Source organism: Kitasatospora sp. NPDC096140 (assembly GCF_040303045.1).
GTDB lineage: Bacteria > Actinomycetota > Actinomycetes > Streptomycetales > Streptomycetaceae > Kitasatospora.
Genome location: NZ_JBEOUW010000075.1, coordinates 1 through 22,581, shown reverse-complemented (window position 1 = coordinate 22,581; position 22,581 = coordinate 1). Strand labels below are relative to the sequence as shown.

The window sequence follows — 22,581 nt, the reverse complement described above, 5'->3', positions numbered from 1 at the left end:
GCGCGCGGTTGTGATTCATCGCCCGGCGCTGCCCCCCCCCCGGGGGGGGGGGGCCCCCCCCCCCGGGCCCCCCCGCCGCCGTTTTCCGTCCCGTTTCCGGCCTGCCTTCCGGCCTGCTTCCGGCCTGCTTCCGGCCTGCTTCCGGCCTGCTTCCGGCCGTCGCCTCCCGCGCGGCTCAGAAGGGTCGCAGTGCCGGCTCCTTGCGCCCGCCGCCGAGCAGCCGCTCCAGCGCCCCCTCCACGTCCCCCCGCCAGGAGAGCGTCGTCCGCGCCTCCAGCCGCAGCCGCGGGTAGCGGGCGTGCGGCCGGACGGTCTTGAAGCCGACCGCCAGCAGGTGATCGGCCGGCAGCACGCAGCTGGTCGGCGACCGTCCGGCCGAGCCGAAGGCCTCGATCGCCCGGACCCCCCGCCCGATCAGGTCCTTGGCCACCGTCTGCACCAGCACCCGGCCCAGCCCCTGGCGCTGGTAGCCCGGCAGCACCCGGCTGACCATCAGCTGAACGGCGTCCGGTGAGACCGGGCTGGTCGGGAAGGACTGCGAGCGGGGGACGTAGGCGGGCGGCGCGTAGAGCACGAACCCCGCGGGCCGGTCGTCCACGTAGACGATCCGACCGCAGGAGCCCCACTCCAGCAGCACCGTGGAGATCCACCCCTCCTTCTCCGACTCCGTCTTCCCGGACTCCACCGCCGCCTTGGCGCTGACCGGGTCCAGCTCCCAGAACACACAGGAGCGGCAGCCGTCCGGCAGGTCCCCGAGGTTGTCCAGCGTCAGCGGAGCGATCCGGCGTCCCATGCCCGCACCTCCTCCTCCACTTCACGGTCGAGCATTCCCCCACGAACACCGATGGGTGCATGTTTCACGTGAAACAGCGCTCACGTGAAGCATGCACCCATCGGGTCGGTGCACCCGGGCCCGGAGCCCGGCTCAGCCCTGCGACAGCCGCAGACCGTCCTCACCGGGGGCCATGCTGTCCAGGATCCGGTTGAGGTCCTCGACCGAACCGAACTCCAGCACCACCTTGCCCTTGCCCAGCTTGCCTCCGCGCTGCGAGACCTCGACCTTCACCCGGGTGTCGAAACGGTCCGACAGCCGGCTCGCCAGGTCGCTGAAGGCCGGGGAGAGCAGCTTGCCCGCCTTGGGCGTCTGGCGCCTGGGCTTGTCCGCCTCCTCCTCGGCGCGCATCAGGACGACGATCTCCTCCACGTTGCGCACGGTGAGGCCCTCGGCGATGATCCGTGCGGCCAGCCGCTCCTGCTGCTCGGGGTCCGGCACCGCGAGCAGCGCGCGGGCGTGCCCCGCCATCAGCGTCCCGGCCACCAGCCGGACCTGGACGGACGGCGCGAGCTTCATCAGCCGCAGGGTGTTGGAGACGTGCGCGCGCGAGCGGCCGATCCGGTCGGCCAGCTCCTCGTGGGTGCAGGAGAAGTCCCGCAGCAGCTGGTCGTAGGCGGCGGCCTCCTCCAGCGGGTTCAGCTCGGCCCGGTGCAGGTTCTCCAGGAGGGCGTCCAGCAGCAGCTTGTCGTCCTCGGTGGCCCGGACGATCGCCGGGATCCGGTCCAGCCCGGCCTCCCGGGAGGCCCGCCAGCGGCGCTCGCCCATGATCAGCTCGAAGCTGTCGGCCCCGGCCTGGCGCACCACGATCGGCTGGAGCAGACCGACCTCCTTGATGGAGGTGACCAGCTCGGCCAGCTTGTCGGGATCGAAGACGTCACGCGGCTGGCGCGGGTTGGGGGTGATCGCGTCCAGCGGCAGCTCGGCGAAGTAGGCACCCGCCGGCTGCGCCTGCTCGGCCTGCTTCTCCGCGGCCGCCCGGGCCGCCACCGTGCCGCGGCCACCCGGCAGCGGCGGCGCCGTGGCCGGCGTCGGCGCGCCGTTCGCCACCACCGAGGCCGGTGCGGGCGTGGCAGTCGCAGGCTTCGCCGCCACCCCGCCGTCCACCGGCGCGGCGGGGCGGATCAGCGCCTCCAGCCCTCGACCCAGACCCCTGCGACCACTCACTGATGACCCTCCGTCGTGCCGTGCTGTGCCACCGGGGCGTCGTGCCCCTGCTGGCCGTCCCGCTGCTGACCCACCAGCGAGCCGCCCTGGCCCACCGCACGCAGCGCGAGCTCGCGGGCGGCCTCCAGGTAGGAGAGCGCCCCGGTCGAACCCGGGTCGTAGGTGAGCACCGTCTGCCCGTAGCTGGGCGCCTCCGAGATGCGTACCGAGCGCGGGATCGCCGTGCTCAACACCTCTTGCTGGAAGTGGGTCCGGACCTCCTCGGCGACCTGGGCGGCCAGCCGGGTCCGGGCGTCGTACATGGTGAGCAGGATGGTCGACACGTGCAGCGCGGGGTTGAGGTGCGCGCGCACCAGCTCGACGTTCCGCAGCAGCTGGCCGAGGCCCTCCAGCGCGTAGTACTCGCACTGGATCGGGATCAGCACCTCCTGGCCGGCGACCAGGGCGTTGACCGTCAGCAGGCCCAGCGAGGGGGGACAGTCGATCAGGATGTAGTCCAACGGCTGCTCGTAAGCCGCGATGGCGCGCTGGAGCCGGCTCTCCCGGGCCACCAGGGAGACCAGCTCGATCTCGGCGCCGGCCAGGTCGATGGTGGCGGGGACGCAGAACAGCCCCTCGACGTCGTGCACCGGCTGCACCACGTCGGCCAGGGGCTTGCCCTCCACCAGGACGTCGTAGATGGACGGCACCTCGGCGTGGTGGTCGATGCCCAGTGCCGTGGAGGCGTTGCCCTGCGGGTCGAGGTCGACGACCAGGACGCGCAGGCCGTGCATGGCCAGCGAGGCGGCCATGTTCACGGTGGTGGTGGTCTTGCCCACCCCACCCTTCTGGTTCGCGACCACGATCACCCGGGTCGCGGCGGGCCGGGGAAGCCCCTCACCCGCTCGGCCGATCGCCTGAACCGCAGCCTGGGCAGCCCGCGCGATGGGCGTGTCATCGATCTGGTCGATGGTCTCCGAGTCCTGCATGGGGGTCAGTGTTTCACGTGAAACCGGAGCGGCAACAGTCGCCGCCCGGTCACGGCGGAGGATGCCCGAGAGCAAGGAGCGACGTTTCACGTGAAACACCATGCCCGGTTTGCCGGAAATCTGACGTTGCGACACTCCGGTGTCCCGGAGTCGTCCCGCTGGTCACCCGGACGACGACGGGCGGACGCGCCTCCCGTCCAGGAGGCCCGTCCGCCCGTCTCCGTACGTCTTCCGCGCCACCCGGCTCAGCGGGCGCGGCGCCGCCCGCCCCGGCCGCGCTCGCCGTTGCGGGCGCTCGCGGTGCGGCCCGCCCGGGCCGCCTTGGCCCGTCGGGTCGCGGCCTTCACGCCGCCGGGGCTCTCCCCCGCCTTGACCTGGACCACCCGGGTGGAGGTCTCCAGGGTGCCGGAACCGACCTCGATCACGCTCCACTCGACCGCGCCCAGCTTGGCCAGCCCGGCGCGCGAGTCGGCCAGCTCCTGCTCGGCGCTGTCGCCCTTGAGCGCCAGCATCTGACCGTGCGGACGCAGCAGCGGCAGGCCCCAGCCGGCCAGCCGCTCCATCGGCGCCACCGCCCGGGCGGTCACCACGTCCACCGCGAGCTTGCCGACCATCTCCTCGGCGCGGCCGCGCAGCACCGTGACGTTCTCCAGTCCCAGCTCCCGGACGACCTCCTCCAGGAAGGTCGTCCGGCGCAGCAGCGGCTCCAGCAGCGTCACCGAGACGTCCGGACGGGCCAGCGCCACCGGGATGCCGGGCAGGCCGGCGCCGGAGCCGACGTCGCACAGGGTGGTGCCGCCGGGCAGCAGCTCGGCCAGCACCGCGCAGTTGAGGACGTGGCGGTCCCAGAGCCGCGGCACCTCACGCGGACCGATCAGCCCGCGCTGGACACCGGCGGTCGCCAGCAGCTCGGTGTACCGGACGGCGGCGTCGTAACGGTCGCCGAAGACCTCCCGGGCGACGGCCGGGGCCTCCGGCGGCGCCACCACCTCGGCGGCCCGCCCCTCGGGGGCCGGATCCACGTCCGCCCCCGGCCGGCCGGCAGCCGCGTTCTCCGTGTCCATCTCGACCTCTCCGATCCCCGGATCCACCGACCCGCTCAACGCACTGTTTCACGTGAAACGTCTCCCGCCGGGCCGCTGCCCGCGGAAGGGACGACGACCCCGCCCGCACGAGGCGGACGGGGTCGCGTCCGGTGAAGCTCTCCGGCCGCCACCGCGGCCGGTCATCGATCCGCCGGCCTCAGGCCGGCAGCACGACCACGCACCGCTGGGGCTCTTCGCCCTCGGACTCGCTGCGCAGACCGGCCGCGGCCACCGCGTCGTGGACGACCTTGCGCTCGAACGGCGTCATCGGACGCAGCTTGACCTGCTCGCCGCTGCTCTTCGCCTGCTCGGCCGCCTGGGCACCGAGCGTGGCCAGCTCCGAACGCTTGCGGGCCCGGAAGCCGGCAATGTCCAGCATGAGGCGGCTGCGCTCGCCGGTCTCCCGGTGGACAGCCAACCGGGTCAGCTCCTGCAGCGCCTCCAACACCTCGCCGTCCTGGCCGACCAGGCGCTGCAGCGCGCGGTCGTTGCCGTCGCTGACGATGGAGACCAGGGCGCGGTCGCCCTCGACGTCCATGTCGATGTCACCGTCGAGGTCCGCGATGTCGAGCAGACCCTCCAGGTAGTCCGCCGCGATGTCCCCCTCCTGCTCCAGGCGGGTGATGAGGCTCTCGTCGGCGCTGGCGGCGGCCTCGGCCTCGACGGCGGAGGTGGTGCCTTCCGTCACTGATGGACTCCTTCGGAGATGGGCCCGTCTGGCGGGCCGGGAACGAAGCTCTTCGCGGCTGTCACAACAGGCCCGGGGCCGGTCAGGACTTCTTCTTCGGCCGCTGGCCGCCACCGCGCTTCGGCTGCTGCCGGGTGCCCTGCTTGGTGCCGGTCGGCTTGGCCGCGGCCTGCTTGGCAGCCGTCGGCTTGGTCTCCGGCTCGGCCGGGACGGCGTCGGCGGGTTCCTCGGCCGGGGTGTCCTTGCTCAGCTCGGCCGTCGCGTGACCGGCGCCACCGTGCTGGCGCTGCGACTTGCTCTGCCGACGGGGCTGCTGGCGGCGCGCCTGCACCGACTCCTCGACCACCGCGGACGCACTCGACGCGGCGCTGAGGGCCTCCTTGGACGGGGGCAGGATGCCCCAGAGCGCGCCCTTGATCTCCGTGCCGTCCGGACGCAGCCGGCCGGCCTTCTTCAGCCGCGCCTGGCGCTCCTGGAAGGCCTTGCTGCCCGGGGTCGGGTTGTTGTGGATGACGATCAGCTGCTGGCCCATCGACCAGACGTTGGTGGTCAGCCAGTAGACCAGGACACCGACGGGGAAGTTGATGCCCATCACGGCGAACATCACCGGGAAGACGTACATCAGCATCTTCTGCTGCTGCATGAACGGCGTCTTGACCGTGAGGTCGACGTTCTTGGTCATCAGCTGGCGCTGGGTGACGAACTGCGACAGCGACATCAGGATGATCATCACCGCGGTGACGATCTTGACGCTGGTCTCGCTGCTGCCGAGGAAGGTCGCGGAGAGCGGGGCGCCGAAGATGTGCGCCTTGCCGGCGCTCACCAGCAGGTCACCGTGGATGACGCCGATGTCCTGGCCCTTGGCCACCTTGGCCAGCACGCCGTAGAGCGCGGTGAAGAACGGCGCCTGCACGATGATGGGAAGGCAGCTGGAGAACGGGTTGGTACCCGCCTCCTTGTACAGCTTCATCATCTCTTCGGACTGGCGCTGGCGGTCGTTCTTGTAGCGCTCCTGGATGGCCTTCATCTTCGGCTGGATCGCCTGCATGGCCCGGGTCGCCTTGATCTGCTTCACGAAGAGCGGGATCAGGCAGATCCGGATGACGACCACCATCGAGGCGATGGACAGACCCCAGGCCCAGCCACCGTCCGGGTCGAAGATGTGGCTGTACAGCGAGTGGAACTGGACGATGATCCAGGACACTGCTGTGTAGAGGGGACTCAGAAAACCGAAGGTCACCGGTCAGACTCCTTGGGCATCGGGCTTCGCCACCGGCTCCGGCTCGGCGGTCCCGCTCTGGGGGCTCAGAAGATCACGCAGCCGGCGGTGCCACACCGGATGCTTGCGCGGCGGGACGTGATCGACCCCGCCGGGCGTCCATGGATTGCAGCGCAGGATGCGCCACACGGTCAGACCGCCGCCCTTGACCGCCCCGTGTACCTTCACGGCCTCGTAGCCGTAGTGCGAGCAGGAGGGGTAGTAACGGCACACCGGACCCAGCAGTGGGCTGATCGTCCACTGGTAGACCCTGATCAGACCCATCAGCAGGTACTTCATCGCCCTGCTCCCGTCGGCGCCGTGGCGGCGGGCTCGGCCCTCAGCAACCGCTTCAGCGCCGCGTCCAGGTCCCGTTCGAGGTCCTGGTACGAGGCGGACGCGGCCTGGGGCAGCGCACGCACCACTATCAGGCTACCGGCGGGCAGCCTGGACAGACGATCACGAACGAGATGACGCAACCTGCGCTTCACCAGATTGCGGACGACCGCCGGACCAACGGCCTTGCTCACGACGAAACCCGCACGCGCCGAAGGAGTCCCCTCGGCGACGTGCGGGCGGGAGTCGCTGGTCCGGTCGGTCTGCCCCTGGGGGTCACCCTCTCTGCTGAGATGGACGACCAGAAGGGGCCGGCCGGCCCGGCGACCGCGTTTCACTGCGGTCGCGAAGTCCTGGCGCCGCCGCAGCCGATTCTCGGAGGGCAGCACGACAGACTCTGGCGCGGATCAGGCGGACAGGCTGGCGCGGCCCTTGCCACGGCGGGCAGCCAGGATGGCGCGGCCGGCGCGGGTACGCATACGCAGCCGGAAGCCGTGGGTCTTCGCGCGACGACGGTTGTTCGGCTGGAAGGTGCGCTTGCTCACTCGGGGGCTCCTGAGGTGAATCGTAGGATGACGGGGAGTCGCTTGGCCGTCACCGTGCGTCCGCGTGATCTCCCCTGAATTCGGAAATCCGGCCCATCGCCCCAGTTCGGCTGGGGTCTGAGGCAATCCACGGCGCCCGTGCTGCGCGCCTTATGGAGCGGGCGGACCCGCGGACATGCGGCAGCGGCCATCGACAACTCGACCTGGTTACGGTACGCGGGACGGGGCACGAGGGTCAAACCGGCCTCTCCGGCCCGCTTTACCCACAGCCTGTGGACAACGACTTGATCCCGCCCTGTTCGCTGACTACCGTTGCAGAACTTGTCTGGTTTGTTCTTGGAAAGCGTGCACCAGTGGCTGATGTCAACAGCGACCTCGTCCCGGTCTGGGCCAGGGTCGTCGAGCGGCTGGTCAGCGACCCCGATGTCGGGGAGATGGACAAGCAGTGGGTGCAGCGCACCCAGCCGATGTGGATGATGCACGACACCGCCCTGCTGGCGACCCCGAACGAGCGGGCCAAGCAGGTGCTGGAGGGCCGGCTGCTGCCGCAGCTGACCGAGGCCCTCAGCCGCGAGCTCAGCCGCCCGGTCCGGATCGCCGTGATGGTCGACGCCAACGCCGTGCCGACCACCCCCGCGCCCGCCCCCCAGACCCCCGCCGAGCCCTACCCCGGTCCCGCCGAGGACACCGGCGGCTACGGCGGCCAGGACTACCAGCAGCCGTACGAGCAGGACCAGCCCTACGAACAGCGGCAGCGGTACGAGCAGGACCAGCCGTACGAGCAGGACTACGAGCGCCCCCGCTACGACACCGGCGGCTACGAGCAGCGTCCGGCCCCCTACGGCGGCCCCTCCGCCGGCCCGCAGGGCTGGCCGGGCTACCAGGACCAGCCGCCCGCCTCCTACGAGCACGAGGAGCCCGCGCCCCGTACGGCGCCGCGGCCCCTGCCGGGCCCGCCCGCGACCACCCAGGGCGACCTCTTCGGCGGCGCCTACGGCCCCGGCCCGAACGAGCAGCCCCGCGGCGCCGCCGGCCGCCGTTCCGCCGGCTCCCGCCCCACCGGCGGCCGCCCGGCCGAGAAGGCGGCCTCGGAGCGGCCGGGCGAGCGTCCCGCCGTCCCCGGCGTGCCCGCCCCGCCCGGCGCTCCCCCGGCCGGCGGCTCCCGCAAGGACGAACCGGCCGCGCGGCTGAACCCCAAGTACCTGTTCGACACCTTCGTCATCGGTGCCAGCAACCGCTTCGCGCACGCGGCGGCGGTGGCGGTCGCCGAGGCCCCGGCCAAGGCGTACAACCCGCTCTTCATCTACGGCGAGTCCGGGCTGGGCAAGACCCACCTGCTGCACGCCATCGGGCACTACTCGCGCAGCCTCTTCCCGGGCACCCGGGTGCGCTACGTGTCCTCCGAGGAGTTCACCAACGAGTTCATCAACTCGATCCGGGACGGCAAGGCGGACACCTTCCGCCGCCGCTACCGGGACATGGACATCCTGCTCGTGGACGACGTCCAGTTCCTCGCGAGCAAGGAGTCCACGCAGGAGGAGTTCTTCCACACCTTCAACACCCTCCACAACGCGAACAAGCAGATCGTGCTCTCCTCGGACCGGCCGCCCAAGCTGCTGACCACGCTGGAGGACCGGCTGCGCAACCGCTTCGAGTGGGGTCTGATCACCGACGTCACCCCGCCGGAGCTGGAGACCCGGATCGCGATCCTGCGCAAGAAGGCGATCCAGGAGCAACTCAACGCTCCCGCCGACGTCCTGGAGTTCATCGCGTCCCGGATCACCCGCAACATCCGGGAGTTGGAGGGCGCCCTGATCCGGGTCACCGCCTTCGCCAACCTCAACCGGGCGCCGGTGGACCTGGAGCTGGCCGGGATCGTCCTCAAGGACCTGATCCCCGGCGGCGACGAGGACGCGGGGCCGGAGATCACCGCGCAGGTCATCATGCAGCAGACCGCCGCCTACTTCGGCCTGGGCGTGGACGACCTCTGCGGATCCTCGCGCAGCCGCGTCCTGGTGACGGCCCGCCAGATCGCGATGTACCTGTGCCGGGAGCTCACCGACCTGTCACTGCCGAAGATCGGCGCGCAGTTCGGCGGCCGGGACCACACCACGGTGATGCACGCCGACCGCAAGATCCGCTCGCTGATGGCCGAGCGCCGCTCGATCTACAACCAGGTCACCGAACTCACCAACCGCATCAAGAGCTAGCCACCGCCGCGCACCGCGGCCCGAGGGCGTCAGGAGCGATCCTGACGCCCTTTTCGCGCATCCACAGGTGTGCGACCGCCGCCGGCCGGGCAGGAATGCCGTCGACGGACGGTGTGCCAGTCCACAGCCCGCGCCGAACAACTGACCGGTGATTCGAACACCCGGGGCGCGCAAGGCCGTTGTCCACAGGCGGGGCACCCTCCCGGCCGTCCACAGGCCAGGGAGCCCGGAGTTATCCAGAATTCGTCCACAAGCCCGTCCCCGCTACGCTCTTCCGCGCAGGTCAGGTGCCTGTGGACTTGTGCACAACGGTTATCCACAGGCTGTGGACAATTGACGGCCCGCCAGTGGGCCGTCCGGGTTATCCACCGGTTGTCCCCAGGCCGGGGCGGGTTATCCCCAGGTTGTCCACAGCGGCGTCCACAGTTCGACAACCGTGTGCTGTCGTTCATACCCTGGTGTGAAAGGCGTCACGAAAAGTTGACCGGCGCCCGTGGATAACCGGGCCCGGATCTGGGGATAGCCCTGGGGATAACCTGTGGATACCCAGCGTGCCCTGTGGGTAACGCTCGGCTGTCCACAGCGCGGCCTGCCCGTCCACAGCCGCCGTCCACATGCGCTGTGGACAAAATCCGGGCCCTGACCTGCGGAAACGGGGTTATCCACGGTTTCCACAGGCCCTACTACTACCACTACACAGATAGACCGTGAACCTGCTTTCAAAGTGGGTGGGCCCGAAATCTGTGGACAACCGCGCCCCGACATCTGTTCGGCTTGCTTCCGCCCGTCTGCCCCGTCTGTCGGCGGAGTACGTCAGACTGTCCTTGCGACTGGAAGCGGAGCGGGCAGAGCTCGGCGGACAGCCCGACCGACGATCAAGATCAGACGAACCAGAGTGCGAGCGGGAGCGCTCGATCCAGGAGGCGGTTACCGGTGAAGTTCCGGGTGGAGCGTGACGTCCTCGCGGAGGCGGTGGCCTGGGCTGCCCGCAGCCTCCCGGCACGGCCGCCGGTGCCGGTGCTGGCCGGCCTGCTGCTGACGGCACAGGAGGGCAGCCTGGCGCTGTCCGGCTTCGACTACGAGGTGTCGGCCCGGGTCGAGCTGGAGGCGGACGTCGAGGAGGCCGGCACCGTCCTGGTCTCCGGTCGACTGCTGAACGACATCTCCCGCAACCTTCCCAACAGGCCTGTGGAGATCTCCACCGACGGCCAGCGGGTCAGCGTGGTGTGCGGCAGCTCCCGCTTCACCCTGCCCACCCTCCCGGTCGACGAGTACCCGGCCCTGCCCCAGATGCCGACCGCCACCGGCACCGTCTCCGGGGACGTCTTCGCCTCGGCCGTCAGCCAGGCCGCGGTCGCCGCCGGCCGGGACGACACCCTGCCGGTGCTCACCGGTGTCCGGGTCGAGATCGAGGGCGACCGGATCACCCTGGCCGCCACCGACCGCTACCGCTTCGCCGTCCGCGAGCTGCTGTGGAAGCCCGAGCAGTCGGACATCTCCGCGGTCGCCCTGGTGCCGGCCAAGACCCTGCAGGACATCGCCAAGTCCCTGGGCAGCGGCGACAACGTCTCCATCGCGCTCTCCTCGGGCGGCGCGGGCGAGGGCCTGATCGGCTTCGAGGGCGCCGGCCGCCGGACCACCACGCGGCTGCTGGAGGGCGAGTTCCCCAAGTTCCGCAGCCTCTTCCCGACCGAGTTCAACGCGATCGCCGCGATCCAGACCCAGCCCTTCCTGGAGGCGCTCAAGCGCGTCTCGCTGGTCGCCGAGCGCAACACCCCGGTCCGCCTCAACTTCGAGGAGGGCGTGCTGACGCTGGAGGCCGGCTCGGGCGACGACGCCCAGGCCACCGAGCGGATCGAGGCCTCCCTGGAGGGCGACGCCATCTCGATCGCCTTCAACCCGGGCTACCTGGAGGAGGGCCTCAAGGCCATCGACTCCGCCTACGCCCAGCTGAGCTTCACCACCCCGACCAAGCCCGCCCTGCTCAGCGGCAAGGTCTCGGTGGACGCCGAGGAGGACAAGGCGTACCAGTACCTGATCATGCCGGTCCGCCTCTCCGGCTGATCCGCCGATCCGCTCCGCTTCCGCGTGACCGTCCACAGGCTGTGCACACCCGCTGTGCACAGCCTGTGGACGTCTCCCCCGCTCGGCCCGACCACAGGCGGGAGCCGGTGGTTCAGCGCGTAGGCTCAGGGAGTGCGGCAACGGCGCCGCCGCCAGGCACGTCACCACAGGTAAGGACTTGGTCATGGAGCTCGGCCTCATCGGTCTCGGCAAGATGGGCGGCAACATGCGCGAGCGGATCCGCCGCGCCGGCCACACCGTCATCGGCTACGACCGCAATCCGGACATCTCCGACGTCGAGAGCCTGCAGGAACTCGTCACCAAGCTGCAGGGCCCGCGCGTGGTCTGGGTGATGGTCCCGGCCGGCGCCGCCACCCAGGCGACCGTCGACGAGCTCGCCGAGCTGCTCTCCCCCGGCGACGTGGTCGTCGACGGCGGCAACTCCCGCTGGACCGACGACGTCAAGCACGCCGAGGCGCTGGCCGCCAAGGGCATCGGCTTCGTCGACTGCGGCGTCTCCGGCGGCGTCTGGGGCCTGGAGAACGGCTACGCGCTGATGTACGGCGGCGACGCCGAGCACGTCGCGCGGGTCCAGCCGGTCTTCGACGCGCTCAAGCCCGAGGGCGACTTCGGCTCGGTGCACGCGGGCGCGGTGGGCGCCGGGCACTTCGCCAAGATGGTCCACAACGGCATCGAGTACGCGATGATGCAGGCCTTCGCCGAGGGCTGGGAGCTGCTGGAGGCCGCGCCCGAGGTCACCGACGTGCGCGAGGTCTTCCGCAGCTGGCAGGAGGGCACCGTCATCCGCTCCTGGCTGCTGGACCTGGCCGTCCGCGCCCTGGACGAGGACGAGCACCTGGCGAAGCTGCGCGGTTGGGCCGCCGACTCCGGCGAGGGCCGCTGGACCGTCGAGGCCGCGATCGACCACGCCGTGCCGCTGCCGGCGATCACCGCCTCGCTGTTCGCCCGCTTCGCGTCCCGCCAGGACGACTCGCCGCAGATGAAGATGATCGCCGCGCTGCGCAACCAGTTCGGCGGCCACGCGGTCGAGTCGAAGTAGTTCCCTCCGGGGACCGGCCCCACCGGGGCGCGGCCCCGGTTCATCCACAGAAGGCGGGCGCAGTCCACAGCCATGCACGTCGCGCACCTGTCGCTCGCCGACTTCCGGTCGTACGCCCGGGCCGAGGTTCCCCTCGACCCGGGCGTGACGGCCTTCGTGGGGCCCAACGGCCAGGGCAAGACCAACCTGGTCGAGGCGATCGGCTACGTCGCCACCCTGGGCAGCCACCGGGTCGCCACCGACGCCCCGCTGATCCGGCTGGGCGCCGAGCGGGCGGTGATCCGCACCTCGGTGGTGGACCGCGGCCGGTCCACCCTGGTCGAGCTGGAACTCACCCCCGGCAAGGCCAACCGCGCCCGGATCAACCGCTCCGACAACGTCCGCCCGCGCGACGTGCTGGGCCTGTTGCGCACCGTGTTGTTCGCCCCCGAGGACCTCAGCCTGGTCAAGGGCGACCCGGGCGAGCGCCGGCGCTTCCTGGACGAGCTGCTGACGGCCCGTGCGCCCCGGCTGGCCGGCGTGCGGCAGGACTACGAGCGGGTGCTCAAGCAGCGCAACGCCCTGCTGAAGACCGCCGCGATGGCCCGTCGGGCGGGCGGCGGCAAGGGCGCGGACCTCTCCACCCTGGAGGTCTGGGACGGCCACCTGGCCCGCGCCGGAGCCGAGTTGACGGCCTTCCGGATCCAGCTGGTGGCCGCCCTGCAGCCGCTGGTGACGGCCGCCTACGGGCAGCTGGCCCCCGGCGGCGGCGAGACCGCCCTGGAGTACCGCAGCTCCTTCGAGGGCGAGCTGCCGACCAGCCGCGAACAGGCCGAGGAGCAGCTGCTGGGCGCGCTGCAGGCGGTCCGCAAGCAGGAGGTCGACCGCGGCCTCACCCTGGTCGGCCCGCACCGCGACGAGCTGGGGCTCAAGCTCGGCCCGATGCCCGCCAAGGGCTACGCCAGCCACGGCGAGTCCTGGTCGTACGCGCTGGCGCTGCGGCTGGCCTCGTACGAGCTGCTGCGCGCCGACGGCGGTGAGCCGGTGCTGATCCTGGACGACGTGTTCGCCGAGCTGGACGCCGCCCGCCGGGACCGGCTGGCCGAACTGGTGGCCGACGGCGAGCAGGTGCTGGTGACCGCGGCGGTCGCCGAGGACGTCCCGAAGGCGCTGGCCGGCGCCCGGTTCGCGGTGTCCGACGGCGCCGTGCGCCGCGTCGACGGCTGACCGCGCACCCGTTCCACGACCCCCGTCGCGCTCCCCCGGGCCCACCGCGATCCGCGGCGTCCGAGTACTCCCGTAGGCTGGACGGCTCGGCGGGCGCGTGACCGCGACCGTTGTCCACAGGCTGGGGAAAGGAGATCGCCGTGAGCGAGTCGGCGGAGCACTCCCCCAAGCCCGGCGCCCCGAAGCCCGGTGCCCCCGGCGCCCCGAAGCCCGGCGCCCCCGAGCCGACCGGTGCCGACCTCGCCCGCTCCGCGCTGCGGGCGGCCCGGGCCCAGGCCAAGCAGCGCGGCGAGCAGGTCCGGGAGAAGCGCGAGGCGAAGCGGCACGGTCTGCGCAGCGGTGCCCGTTCGGACGGCCGCGACCCGGTCCCGCTGGGCGCCGCGCTGAACCGGCTGCTGACCGAGCGCGGCTGGGAGTCCTCGGCCGCCGTCGGCGGGGTGATGGGCCGCTGGCCGCAGATCGTCGGCCCGGACATCGCCGCGCACTGCCACCCCTCCTCCTACGACGAGGCCGCCGCGGTGCTCACCGTGCAGTGCGACTCCACCGCCTGGGCCACCCAACTTCGCTGGCTGGCACGGCAGTTGGTGGCCCGTCTGAACCACGAGCTGGGCCACGGCACGGTGAAGACCATCAAGGTGCTGGGCCCCGCGGCGCCCGCCCGCGGCTACGGCCGGCTGCGCGCGCCGGGGAGCAAGGGGCCGGGCGACACCTGGGGCTGACGGGTGCCGGCGCGGTGTCGCCCCGGCGCCCGCCCCATGCCGATCGGATGCCGATCTTCCGGAACCCCTGACAGCCCTCCCAGGCGCTCTGGGGCCCCCGGGCGAGTATCGGGACATGTGCAGAGGGGATTCAGGGCGGCGTATCTGCCTTCAAGGGCTGCCAAACGCCCATCTCTGTCAGTCGTACCGGTAGACTGAGAGCCAAACACTGTTGCTAGTGGCAACCGAGTCGAAACGCCGTGGTCGCACGCTCGCCCGCACGGGGCGGGAATGCGGCCCGTGCTGTGCCAGAGAGGGCGCTTCGTGGCCGATTCCGGCAACCCCAGCCAGACCCCAGACCAGTCCGACCAGGCTTCCTACACCGGTAGCAACATCCAGGTGCTGGAAGGCCTCGACGCCGTCCGCAAGCGCCCCGGCATGTACATCGGTTCCACCGGCGAGCGCGGCCTGCACCACCTGGTGCAGGAGGTCGTGGACAACTCCGTCGACGAGGCGATGGCCGGGTACGCCACGCACATCGACGTCACGATCCTGCCCGACGGCGCGGTCCGCTGCGTCGACAACGGCCGCGGCATCCCGGTGGACATCGTCCCCGGTCAGGAGAAGCCGGCCGTCGAGGTCGTCCTCACCGTCCTGCACGCCGGCGGCAAGTTCGGCGGCGGCGGCTACGCGGTCTCCGGCGGTCTGCACGGCGTCGGCGTCTCCGTGGTGAACGCGCTGTCCACCCGGCTCTCCGTCGAGATCCTCCGGGACGGCCGCCGCTGGACCCAGGACTACAAGATGGGCGCCCCGACCGCCGCCCTGGCGAGCACCGAGCTGGCCGCCGAGGAGGCCGACCGCACCGGCACCAGCGTCACCTTCTGGGCCGACGCCGACATCTTCGAGACCACCGTCTACTCCTTCGAGACGCTCTCCCGGCGCTTCCAGGAGATGGCCTTCCTCAACAAGGGCCTGTCGATCTCGCTGACCGACGAGCGCCCGGAGCACGTGGACGAGGAGGGCAAGCCGCTCACCGTCACGTACAAGTACGACGGCGGCATCGCCGACTTCGTCGCCCACCTCAACTCCCGCAAGGGCGAGGTCATCCACCCCTCGGTGATCGACTTCGAGGCGGAGGACAAGGACAAGGCGATCTCGGTGGAGATCGCGATGCAGTGGAACACCTCCTACACCGAGGGCGTCTACAGCTTCGCGAACACCATCCACACCCACGGCGGCGGCACCCACGAGGAGGGCTTCCGCGCGGCCCTGACCGGCCTGGTCAACCGCTACGCGCGCGACAAGAAGCTGCTCCGCGAGAAGGACGACAACCTCTCCGGCGAGGACATCCGCGAGGGCCTGACCGCGATCATCTCGGTCAAGCTCGGCGAGCCGCAGTTCGAGGGCCAGACCAAGGACAAGCTCGGCAACACCGAGGCCAAGACCTTCGTCCAGAAGGTCGTCCACGAGCACCTGAACGACTGGCTGGACCGCAACCCCAACGAGGCCGCGGACATCATCCGCAAGTCCATCCAGGCCGCCACCGCGCGCGTCGCCGCCCGCAAGGCCCGCGACCTCACCCGCCGCAAGGGCCTGCTGGAGTCCGCCTCGCTGCCGGGCAAGCTCTCGGACTGCCAGTCCAAGGACCCGTCCGAGTGCGAGATCTTCATCGTCGAGGGTGACTCCGCCGGCGGCTCGGCCAAGCAGGGCCGTGACCCGCGCACCCAGGCCATCCTGCCGATCCGCGGCAAGATCCTGAACGTCGAGAAGGCCCGGATCGACAAGGTGCTGCAGAACACCGAGGTCCAGGCGCTGATCTCGGCCTTCGGCTGCGGCATCCAGGAGGACTACGACGAGTCCAAGCTGCGGTACCACAAGATCGTGCTGATGGCCGACGCCGACGTCGACGGTCAGCACATCCGCACCCTGCTGCTGACGCTGCTGTTCCGCTTCATGCGGCCGCTGGTCGAGGCCGGGTACGTCTACCTGGCCATGCCCCCGCTGTACAAGATCAAGTGGGGCAAGGACGACTTCGAGTACGCCTACTCCGACCGCGAGCGCGACGCGCTGATCGCGGCCGGCGTGGAGGCCGGGCGCCGGCTCCCCAAGGACGACGCGATCCAGCGCTTCAAGGGTCTCGGCGAGATGAACGCCGAGGAGCTCCGCGTCACCACCATGGACGCCGAGCACCGGCTGCTGCTCCAGGTCACCCTGGAGGACGCCGCCCGCGCCGACGAGCTGTTCTCCGTGCTGATGGGCGAGGACGTCGAGGCCCGCCGCTCCTTCATCCAGCGCAACGCCAAGGACGTCCGCTTCCTGGACGTGTGACGCCTGCACCCCAGGCCCCGCACGTACCAGTCCGCGTGAAAGGAAACTGACCACCAGTGGTCGACGACAACCGTCCCGAAGGCGAACAGCCCGAGACGCCCGAGGCCGCCGAGGCCACCGCCCAGGCGACGATGCGGATCGAGCCGGTCGAGCTCGAAACCGAGATGCAGCGCTCGTACCTCGACTACGCGATGAGCGTGATCGTCAGCCGTGCGCTGCCCGAGGTCCGCGACGGCCTCAAGCCGGTGCACCGCCGCGTGCTCTACGCGATGTACGACGGCGGGTACCGCCCGGAGAAGGGCTACTACAAGTGCGCCCGCGTCGTCGGCGACGTGATGGGCAACTACCACCCGCACGGTGACACCTCGATCTACGACACCGTGGTCCGCCTGGCCCAGCCGTGGTCGCTGCGGATGCCGCTGGTGGACGGCAACGGCAACTTCGGCTCCCCGGGCAACGACCCGGCCGCGGCCATGCGCTACACCGAGTGCAAGATGATGCCGCTGGCCATGGAGATGATGCGCGACATCGACGAGGACACCGTCGACTTCGCGGCCAACTACGACGGCCGCTCGCAGGAGCCCACCGTCCTGCCGGCGCGCATCCCCAACCTGCTGATCAACGGTGCCACCGGCATCGCGGTCGGCATGGCCACCAACATCCCGCCGCACAACCTCCGCGAGGTCGCCTCCGGCGCGCTCTGGTACCTGGAGAACCCGGAGGCCTCCAACGAGGAGCTGCTGGAGGCCCTGATCGAGCGGATCAAGGGCCCCGACTTCCCCACCGGCGCGCTGATCGTCGGCCGCCGCGGCATCGACGACTACTACCGCACCGGCCGCGGCTCGGTCACCATGCGCGCCGTGGTCGAGGTCGAGGAGATCCAGGGCCGCCAGTGCCTGGTGATCACCGAGCTGCCGTACCAGGTCAACCCGGACAACCTCGCGCTGAAGATCGCCGACCTGGTCAAGGACGGCAAGATCGCCGGCATCGCGGACGTCCGCGACGAGTCCTCGTCCCGCACCGGCACCCGCCTGGTGGTCGTGCTCAAGCGCGACGCGGTCGCCAAGGTCGTGCTGAACAACCTGTACAAGCACACCGAGCTGCAGACCAACTTCGGCGCCAACATGCTGGCCCTGGTCGACGGCGTGCCGCGCACCCTGTCGCTGGACGCCTTCATCCGGCACTGGGTCAACCACCAGGTCGAGGTCATCGTCCGGCGCACCCGCTTCCGGCTGCGCAAGGCCGAGGAGCGCGCGCACATCCTGCGCGCCCTGCTCAAGGCCCTGGACGTGATCGACGAGGTCATCGCGCTGATCCGGGCCTCGGCGAGCGCCGACGCCGCCCGCACCGGCCTGATGGGCCTGCTCGACATCGACGAGCTGCAGGCCAACGCGATCCTGGAGATGCAGCTGCGCCGCCTGGCCGCCCTGGAGCGCCAGCGGATCACCGACGAGCACGACGAGCTGCAGCGCAAGATCGACGAGTACAACGCGATCCTGGCCTCGCCGGCCCGTCAGCGGGAGATCATCTCCGAGGAGCTCACCGCGATCGTCGAGAAGTACGGCGACGACCGGCGCTCCATGCTCATCCCCTCCGACGGCGACCTCTCCATCGAGGACCTCATCGCCGAGGAGGACATCGTCGTCACGATCACCCGTGGCGGCTACGTCAAGCGGACCCGCTCCGACCTCTACCGCTCGCAGAAGCGCGGCGGCAAGGGCGTGCGCGGTGCCCAGCTGAAGCAGGACGACATCGTCGACCACTTCTTCGTGACGACGACCCACAACTGGATCCTGTTCTTCACCAACAAGGGCCGGGTCTACCGCGCCAAGGGCTACGAGCTGCCGGACGCCGGCCGCGACGCCCGCGGCCAGCACGTCGCCAACCTGCTGGCCTTCCAGCCGGAGGAGCACATCGCCCAGGTGATGGCCGTCCGGACGTACGAGGACAAGCCGTACCTGGTCCTCGCCACCCGGGCCGGCCTGGTGAAGAAGTCCCCGCTGAAGGACTACGACTCCCCGCGCTCCGGCGGTCTGATCGCGATCAACCTGCGCCAGGACGAGGAGGGCCGGGACGACGAGCTGATCGGCGCCGAGCTGGTCTCCTCCGAGGACGACCTGCTGCTGGTCTCCAAGAAGGCCCAGTCGATCCGCTTCACCGCGACCGACGACGCTCTGCGGCCCACCGGCCGCGCCACCTCCGGCGTCAAGGGCATGGCCTTCCGGGAGGACGACGAGCTGCTCTCGATGAACGTCGTCCGTCCGGGCACCTACGTCTTCACCGCCACCGACGGCGGGTACGCCAAGCGCACCGGTGTGGACGAGTACCGTGTCCAGGGACGCGGCGGCTACGGCACCAAGGCGGCGAAGATCGTCGAGGGCCGGGGTTCGCTGGTCGGCGCGCTCGTGGTCGACGAGACCGACGAGATCATGGCGATCACCCTCTCGGGTGGGGTGATCCGCACGAGGGTTTCCGAGGTTCGTGAAACCGGACGTGACACGATGGGCGTCCAACTGATCAACCTCGGGAAGCGCGATGCGGTCGTGGGCATGGCCCGCAACGCGGAGGCCGAGGACGAGGACACGGTGGAGGACGAGGTCGCTGGCACCGAGTCCACCGAGGCCACCGAGACGGCCGAGGGTACGGAGACGGCGATCGGCGGAGACGCCGGGGCCTGACCCGAAACCGCAGACCGGTGTCGCCGCGTCCACACACAGAGGGCGTGGCGACACCGGACGCCGACCAGTTCCGGGCAATCCCGCCGGGCGCTGGATGACGAGTGACGAAGCAGGGCGGCGCCGCCGCTCTGGTGGAAGTGCGGGAGGACCAGGTGAGTGGAGCCACGGGTGCTGCGGGAGGGACCTCCGGCGGCCGTCCGGGCGCGCAGGGCGGGGGTTCGTACGGCGTGCCGCAGCCGCCGACCGAGCACTCGACCGCGTCCACCTCGCTGATGCCGCCGGTCGGCGGCCAGACGCCCCCGGCGCCGGGGACCCCGGCGCCCGGCTCGGGGGGCTTCTCCCAGCCGACCACCTACGCCAAGGGGCAGCCGACGCCGGCCCGGGGTACCCGGACCTCCGGCAACACCCCGGCCGGCGGCACCCCCGTCCCCGGGGCGGCGCGCCGTCCCGCCGCCGCGCCCGCGGCCGCGGCCGGCGGACCGGGCCTCGGCCGGACCCGCAAGGCCCGGCTGCGGGTGACCAAGGTCGACCCGTGGTCGGTGATGAAGGTCAGCTTCCTGCTGTCGCTGGCCGTCGGCATCATCATCATCGTGGCTTCGGCCGTGCTGTGGATGACGCTGGACTCGCTCGGCGTCTTCGACTCCCTGAGCAAGACCCTCAAGGACGTCACCGGCTCCGACAGCAGCGGCGGCGTGAACCTGATGGACTACGTCGGCTTCGGCAAGGTGATGACCTTCACCACGCTGATCGCCGTGGTCGACGTCGTCCTGCTGACCGCGCTGTCCACCCTCTCCGCGTTCATCTACAACGCGGCGGCCGGCTTCACCGGCGGCGTCGAGCTGACCCTGGCCGAGGAGGACTGACCCCGGCCGGGTCCTGACCCCCGCTCAGCTCCCCGTCCACGGACGGAATGCACGGGCCCCACCGACTGTTCAGGTCGGTGGGGCCCGTCGGCATTCGGGTGACAGCCGGCACCCCGCGGCGTGCCGTCCGGAAGCCGGTCGGCTGCCGTGGGATTAGCTGGGTGCCGCCCGTTCCGCGCCTGGGAGTGCCGCAGGCCGCCCCCGGTCCGCCCGACCGGGCCAGGTGAGGTTCAGCAGGACGACTGGACGGAGGCGCGCGGTGGCGAAGCTCGCAGGTCAACTGGTCGAGGCCCTGGACGGGCTGCTGGGGGTTCCGGTACCGCTGCGGGTGCAGGCCTGGGACGGCAGCCTCGCCGGGCCGCCGGGAGCGCCCACCCTGGTCCTGCGCAACCGCCGGGCACTGCGCCGCCTGCTCTGGCAGCCGGGCGAGCTGGGACTGGCCCGCGCCTACGTCGCGGGAGACCTGGAGATCGCCCCCGGCAGCGACCTCTACGAGGTGCTCTCGGTGGTCGGCCGGTTCGCCGAACTGCCGGAGATCCGCACCCTCGACCTCGGGCCGCGCGACGTGCTCGGCGCCAAGGGCCGGCGGGTCCTCGCGGCCGCCCTGCGGGCCGGGGCGCTCGGCCCCGAGCCCGCACCGCCCCGGGAGGAGGTCCGGAAGGCCGCAGGGCGGCTGCACAGCCGCAGCCGGGACCGCGCGGCCATCAGCCACCACTACGACGTCGGGAACGACTTCTACGGCCTCGTGCTCGGCCCGTCGATGGTCTACTCGTGCGCCTACTGGACGCCGGAGGCGAAGAGCCTGGAGGCGGCCCAGGAGGCCAAGCTCGACCTGATCTGCCGCAAGCTCGGACTGCGGCCCGGCCTGCGGCTGCTGGACGTCGGCTGCGGCTGGGGGTCACTGCTGCTGCACGCGGCCCGGCACTACGGCGTCACCGCGGTCGGCGTCTCCATCTCCGCCGAACAGGTCGCGCTGGCCCGCGCGCGGGTCGAGGAGGCCGGCCTGGCCGACCGGGTCGAGGTCCGGCTCCAGGACTACCGGGAGACCGCCGACGGGCCGTTCGACGCGATCTCCAGCGTCGGGATGGCCGAGCACGTCGGCTCCGAGCAGTACCGGGTCTACGCCGAGGTCCTGTACCGGCTGCTGGCGCCCGGCGGCCGGCTGCTCAACCACCAGATCGCCCGCCGCCCGAACCACCCCGGTGAGCAGCACCACGCCAGTCCCTTCATCGACCGCTACGTCTTCCCCGACGGCGAGCTCTCCCCCGTCGGTTCCACCGTGGCCCGGCTGGAGGAGGCCGGCTTCGAGGTCCGCGACGTCGAGTCGCTGCGCGAGCACTACGGGCTGACCCTGCGCGAGTGGGTGGCCAACCTCGAAGCGCACTGGACGGAGGCGGTCCGGCTGGCCGGCCGCGGCCGCGCCCGGGTCTGGCGGCTGTACATGGCGGCCTCCGCGCTCGCCTTCGAGCAGAACCGGATCGGGATCAACCAGGTCCTCGCCGTGCGCAGCACCGAGGAGGGCACGGCGGGCCTCCCGTCGACCCGCGAGGAGTGGCTGCTGCGTCCCGCCGCCGGTGCGTCGCAGCAGGCCGTCGGGGTCCCCGCCGCCGGTCCGGCCGAACCGGATTTGGGAGATCGGCCGTCGGTCCGCTAATCTTTCAGTGCGGCAAGGGCCTATAGCTCAGACGGTTAGAGCGCTTCCCTGATAAGGAAGAGGCCACAGGTTCAAGTCCTGTTAGGCCCACCTCCCCGAAGGCCCCGGAGTGATCCACTCCGGGGCCTTCGACGTTCCCGCCCGCGGACCCCGGACCGTCCGCCCGCCCCGGTGGCCGTGCTGCTGCGCCCGGAGGGCCCCGGCGGACCGGGCCTGACCGGGGATTCCGGGGCCGGCCGTGCGCGGTCGGAGCGCCCGGCAGGAGGTGCTGCGTCAATCCTCGGACCGGACCGCCGGGTTGGCCGCACCGGTGGCTGGTCACGATTGGGACACCGGTGTGTATCATCGGCCGCAAGGGCAGTCTGGCACCCGGCCGCCCGTTTGCGCTCGAAACACATCTGGACTCGTCGGCCCGGTCAGTCCGGCCGGATCCGGCTCTTGAGTCCACCAACGCAAGAAGGACGAGGTCCCGCGGTGAAGAAGCTTCTCCTGGTCGCCCTGGTCGCCCTCGGCGGCTTCTTTGTCTACCGTCAGGTCCAGGCGGACCGCGCCGAGCAGGACCTGTGGACCGAGGCCACCGACCCGGTCCCGGCCGGTCGCTGAGCTCCGGCGATCTGACGATCGACGATCTTCGGGGGCGCCCGTCGGCGCCTCCCGGGCCGGCCGGCCCGGTCGACCGACCGGACCGGCCGGTTCCCTTCGGGGGACGGCGCTGGGAAACGCGCCGGGACCCGGTACGCTAGTGCCCGTCGGCACGCGCGATGCCGTCGAGGGGCATTAGCTCAGTTGGTAGAGCGCTGCCTTTGCAAGGCAGATGTCAGGAGTTCGAGTCTCCTATGCTCCACAGTTCACAGCAGTAGCCGATCGGGGGGGGGGGGGGGGGAGCGCGAGCGGCCGGGGGGGGTGTTTGGGGGGGGGGGCCGCCGGCCCCCCGGCGCAGG

At 71.3% G+C, this 22,581-nt stretch carries 19 protein-coding genes and 2 tRNA genes; 12 read left to right on the top strand and 9 right to left on the bottom strand.

Features of this window, described 5'->3' with window-relative positions; genetic code table 11:
- Window positions 1-175: 175 nt before the first annotated feature.
- The 9 genes from ABT048_RS40055 to rpmH form a co-directional block, all read right to left on the bottom strand.
- Complete coding sequence (locus ABT048_RS40055) at window positions 176-793, bottom strand: GNAT family N-acetyltransferase (RefSeq protein ID WP_350526580.1); 618 nt, start codon at window positions 791-793, stop codon at window positions 176-178.
- Window positions 794-925: 132 nt separating this feature from the next.
- Window positions 926-1,999 (bottom strand): ParB/RepB/Spo0J family partition protein, encoded by a 1,074-nt coding sequence (locus tag ABT048_RS40050; RefSeq protein WP_350526579.1) that lies wholly within the window; start codon window positions 1,997-1,999, stop codon window positions 926-928.
- A complete protein-coding gene (locus ABT048_RS40045) occupies window positions 1,996-2,967 on the bottom strand; it encodes a ParA family protein (RefSeq protein ID WP_402806199.1) in 972 nt (323 codons plus the stop codon). The genes ABT048_RS40050 and ABT048_RS40045 overlap by 4 nt, the downstream gene beginning before the upstream one ends.
- Window positions 2,968-3,212: 245 nt before the next feature.
- Window positions 3,213-4,031, bottom strand: coding sequence for a 16S rRNA (guanine(527)-N(7))-methyltransferase RsmG (rsmG, locus tag ABT048_RS40040; protein WP_350526578.1), 819 nt, complete (start codon window positions 4,029-4,031; stop codon window positions 3,213-3,215).
- Between the two features lie 178 nt (window positions 4,032-4,209).
- Window positions 4,210-4,740 (bottom strand): Jag family protein, encoded by a 531-nt coding sequence (locus ABT048_RS40035; RefSeq protein WP_350526577.1) that lies wholly within the window; start codon window positions 4,738-4,740, stop codon window positions 4,210-4,212.
- A gap of 82 nt (window positions 4,741-4,822) precedes the next feature.
- Window positions 4,823-5,980 carry a membrane protein insertase YidC gene (yidC, locus tag ABT048_RS40030; RefSeq protein ID WP_350526576.1) on the bottom strand — a complete coding sequence of 386 codons (1,158 nt, stop codon included), beginning with the start codon at window positions 5,978-5,980 and terminating at the stop codon, window positions 4,823-4,825.
- A gap of 3 nt (window positions 5,981-5,983) precedes the next feature.
- The gene (yidD, locus tag ABT048_RS40025; RefSeq protein WP_350526575.1) at window positions 5,984-6,298 is read right to left on the bottom strand and encodes a membrane protein insertion efficiency factor YidD; all 315 of its coding nucleotides are present in this window, start codon (window positions 6,296-6,298) and stop codon (window positions 5,984-5,986) included.
- Window positions 6,295-6,723, bottom strand: coding sequence for a ribonuclease P protein component (gene rnpA, locus ABT048_RS40020; RefSeq protein ID WP_350526574.1), 429 nt, complete (start codon window positions 6,721-6,723; stop codon window positions 6,295-6,297). The genes yidD and rnpA overlap by 4 nt, the downstream gene beginning before the upstream one ends.
- Before the next feature lie 18 nt (window positions 6,724-6,741).
- Window positions 6,742-6,879 (bottom strand): 50S ribosomal protein L34, encoded by a 138-nt coding sequence (gene rpmH / locus ABT048_RS40015; RefSeq protein WP_030059672.1) that lies wholly within the window; start codon window positions 6,877-6,879, stop codon window positions 6,742-6,744.
- 353 nt (window positions 6,880-7,232) lie between these two features.
- On the opposite strand from rpmH, the gene dnaA reads away from it, so the two are divergent.
- From dnaA to ABT048_RS39955, 12 genes are all read left to right on the top strand, one after another.
- Window positions 7,233-9,089, top strand: coding sequence for a chromosomal replication initiator protein DnaA (gene dnaA, locus ABT048_RS40010; protein WP_350526573.1), 1,857 nt, complete (start codon window positions 7,233-7,235; stop codon window positions 9,087-9,089).
- A gap of 933 nt (window positions 9,090-10,022) precedes the next feature.
- A complete protein-coding gene (gene dnaN / locus ABT048_RS40005) occupies window positions 10,023-11,153 on the top strand; it encodes a DNA polymerase III subunit beta (protein WP_350526572.1) in 1,131 nt (376 codons plus the stop codon).
- A 184-nt stretch (window positions 11,154-11,337) separates the two neighbouring features.
- Window positions 11,338-12,213 (top strand): phosphogluconate dehydrogenase (NAD(+)-dependent, decarboxylating), encoded by an 876-nt coding sequence (gene gnd / locus ABT048_RS40000; RefSeq protein ID WP_350526571.1) that lies wholly within the window; start codon window positions 11,338-11,340, stop codon window positions 12,211-12,213.
- A 72-nt stretch (window positions 12,214-12,285) separates the two neighbouring features.
- Window positions 12,286-13,419 carry a DNA replication/repair protein RecF gene (gene recF, locus ABT048_RS39995; RefSeq protein ID WP_350526570.1) on the top strand — a complete coding sequence of 378 codons (1,134 nt, stop codon included), beginning with the start codon at window positions 12,286-12,288 and terminating at the stop codon, window positions 13,417-13,419.
- 140 nt (window positions 13,420-13,559) lie between these two features.
- On the top strand, window positions 13,560-14,138 hold the full coding sequence (locus ABT048_RS39990) for a DciA family protein (protein WP_402806187.1): 579 nt from the start codon (window positions 13,560-13,562) through the stop codon (window positions 14,136-14,138).
- A 279-nt stretch (window positions 14,139-14,417) separates the two neighbouring features.
- Window positions 14,418-16,445, top strand: coding sequence for a DNA topoisomerase (ATP-hydrolyzing) subunit B (gene gyrB / locus ABT048_RS39985; protein WP_350526569.1), 2,028 nt, complete (start codon window positions 14,418-14,420; stop codon window positions 16,443-16,445).
- A 131-nt stretch (window positions 16,446-16,576) separates the two neighbouring features.
- Window positions 16,577-19,123, top strand: a complete 2,547-nt coding sequence (gene gyrA, locus ABT048_RS39980) for a DNA gyrase subunit A (RefSeq protein WP_402806251.1) — start codon at window positions 16,577-16,579, stop codon at window positions 19,121-19,123.
- A 152-nt stretch (window positions 19,124-19,275) separates the two neighbouring features.
- Entirely contained in the window at window positions 19,276-19,986 is a 711-nt protein-coding gene (locus tag ABT048_RS39975; RefSeq protein WP_350526567.1) for a DUF3566 domain-containing protein, read from the top strand.
- Between the two features lie 259 nt (window positions 19,987-20,245).
- Window positions 20,246-21,640 carry a class I SAM-dependent methyltransferase gene (locus ABT048_RS39970; RefSeq protein ID WP_350526566.1) on the top strand — a complete coding sequence of 465 codons (1,395 nt, stop codon included), beginning with the start codon at window positions 20,246-20,248 and terminating at the stop codon, window positions 21,638-21,640.
- Between the two features lie 16 nt (window positions 21,641-21,656).
- A tRNA-Ile gene (locus tag ABT048_RS39965) sits at window positions 21,657-21,730 on the top strand.
- Window positions 21,731-22,114: 384 nt separating this feature from the next.
- Window positions 22,115-22,243 (top strand): DLW-39 family protein, encoded by a 129-nt coding sequence (locus tag ABT048_RS39960; protein ID WP_014137031.1) that lies wholly within the window; start codon window positions 22,115-22,117, stop codon window positions 22,241-22,243.
- Between the two features lie 168 nt (window positions 22,244-22,411).
- Window positions 22,412-22,484: transfer RNA gene (locus ABT048_RS39955), tRNA-Ala, on the top strand.
- Window positions 22,485-22,581: the final 97 nt, after the last annotated feature.

Coding starts and splice junctions, on each gene's coding strand:
- ABT048_RS40055 (WP_350526580.1), bottom strand. CDS start 793: ATGGGACGCCGGATCGCTCCGCTGACGCTGGACAACCTCGGGGACCTG.
- ABT048_RS40045 (WP_402806199.1), bottom strand. CDS start 2,967: ATGCAGGACTCGGAGACCATCGACCAGATCGATGACACGCCCATCGCG.
- rsmG (WP_350526578.1), bottom strand. CDS start 4,031: ATGGACACGGAGAACGCGGCTGCCGGCCGGCCGGGGGCGGACGTGGAT.
- yidD (WP_350526575.1), bottom strand. CDS start 6,298: ATGAAGTACCTGCTGATGGGTCTGATCAGGGTCTACCAGTGGACGATC.
- gnd (WP_350526571.1), top strand. CDS start 11,338: ATGGAGCTCGGCCTCATCGGTCTCGGCAAGATGGGCGGCAACATGCGC.
- recF (WP_350526570.1), top strand. CDS start 12,286: ATGCACGTCGCGCACCTGTCGCTCGCCGACTTCCGGTCGTACGCCCGG.
- gyrA (WP_402806251.1), top strand. CDS start 16,577: ATGCGGATCGAGCCGGTCGAGCTCGAAACCGAGATGCAGCGCTCGTAC.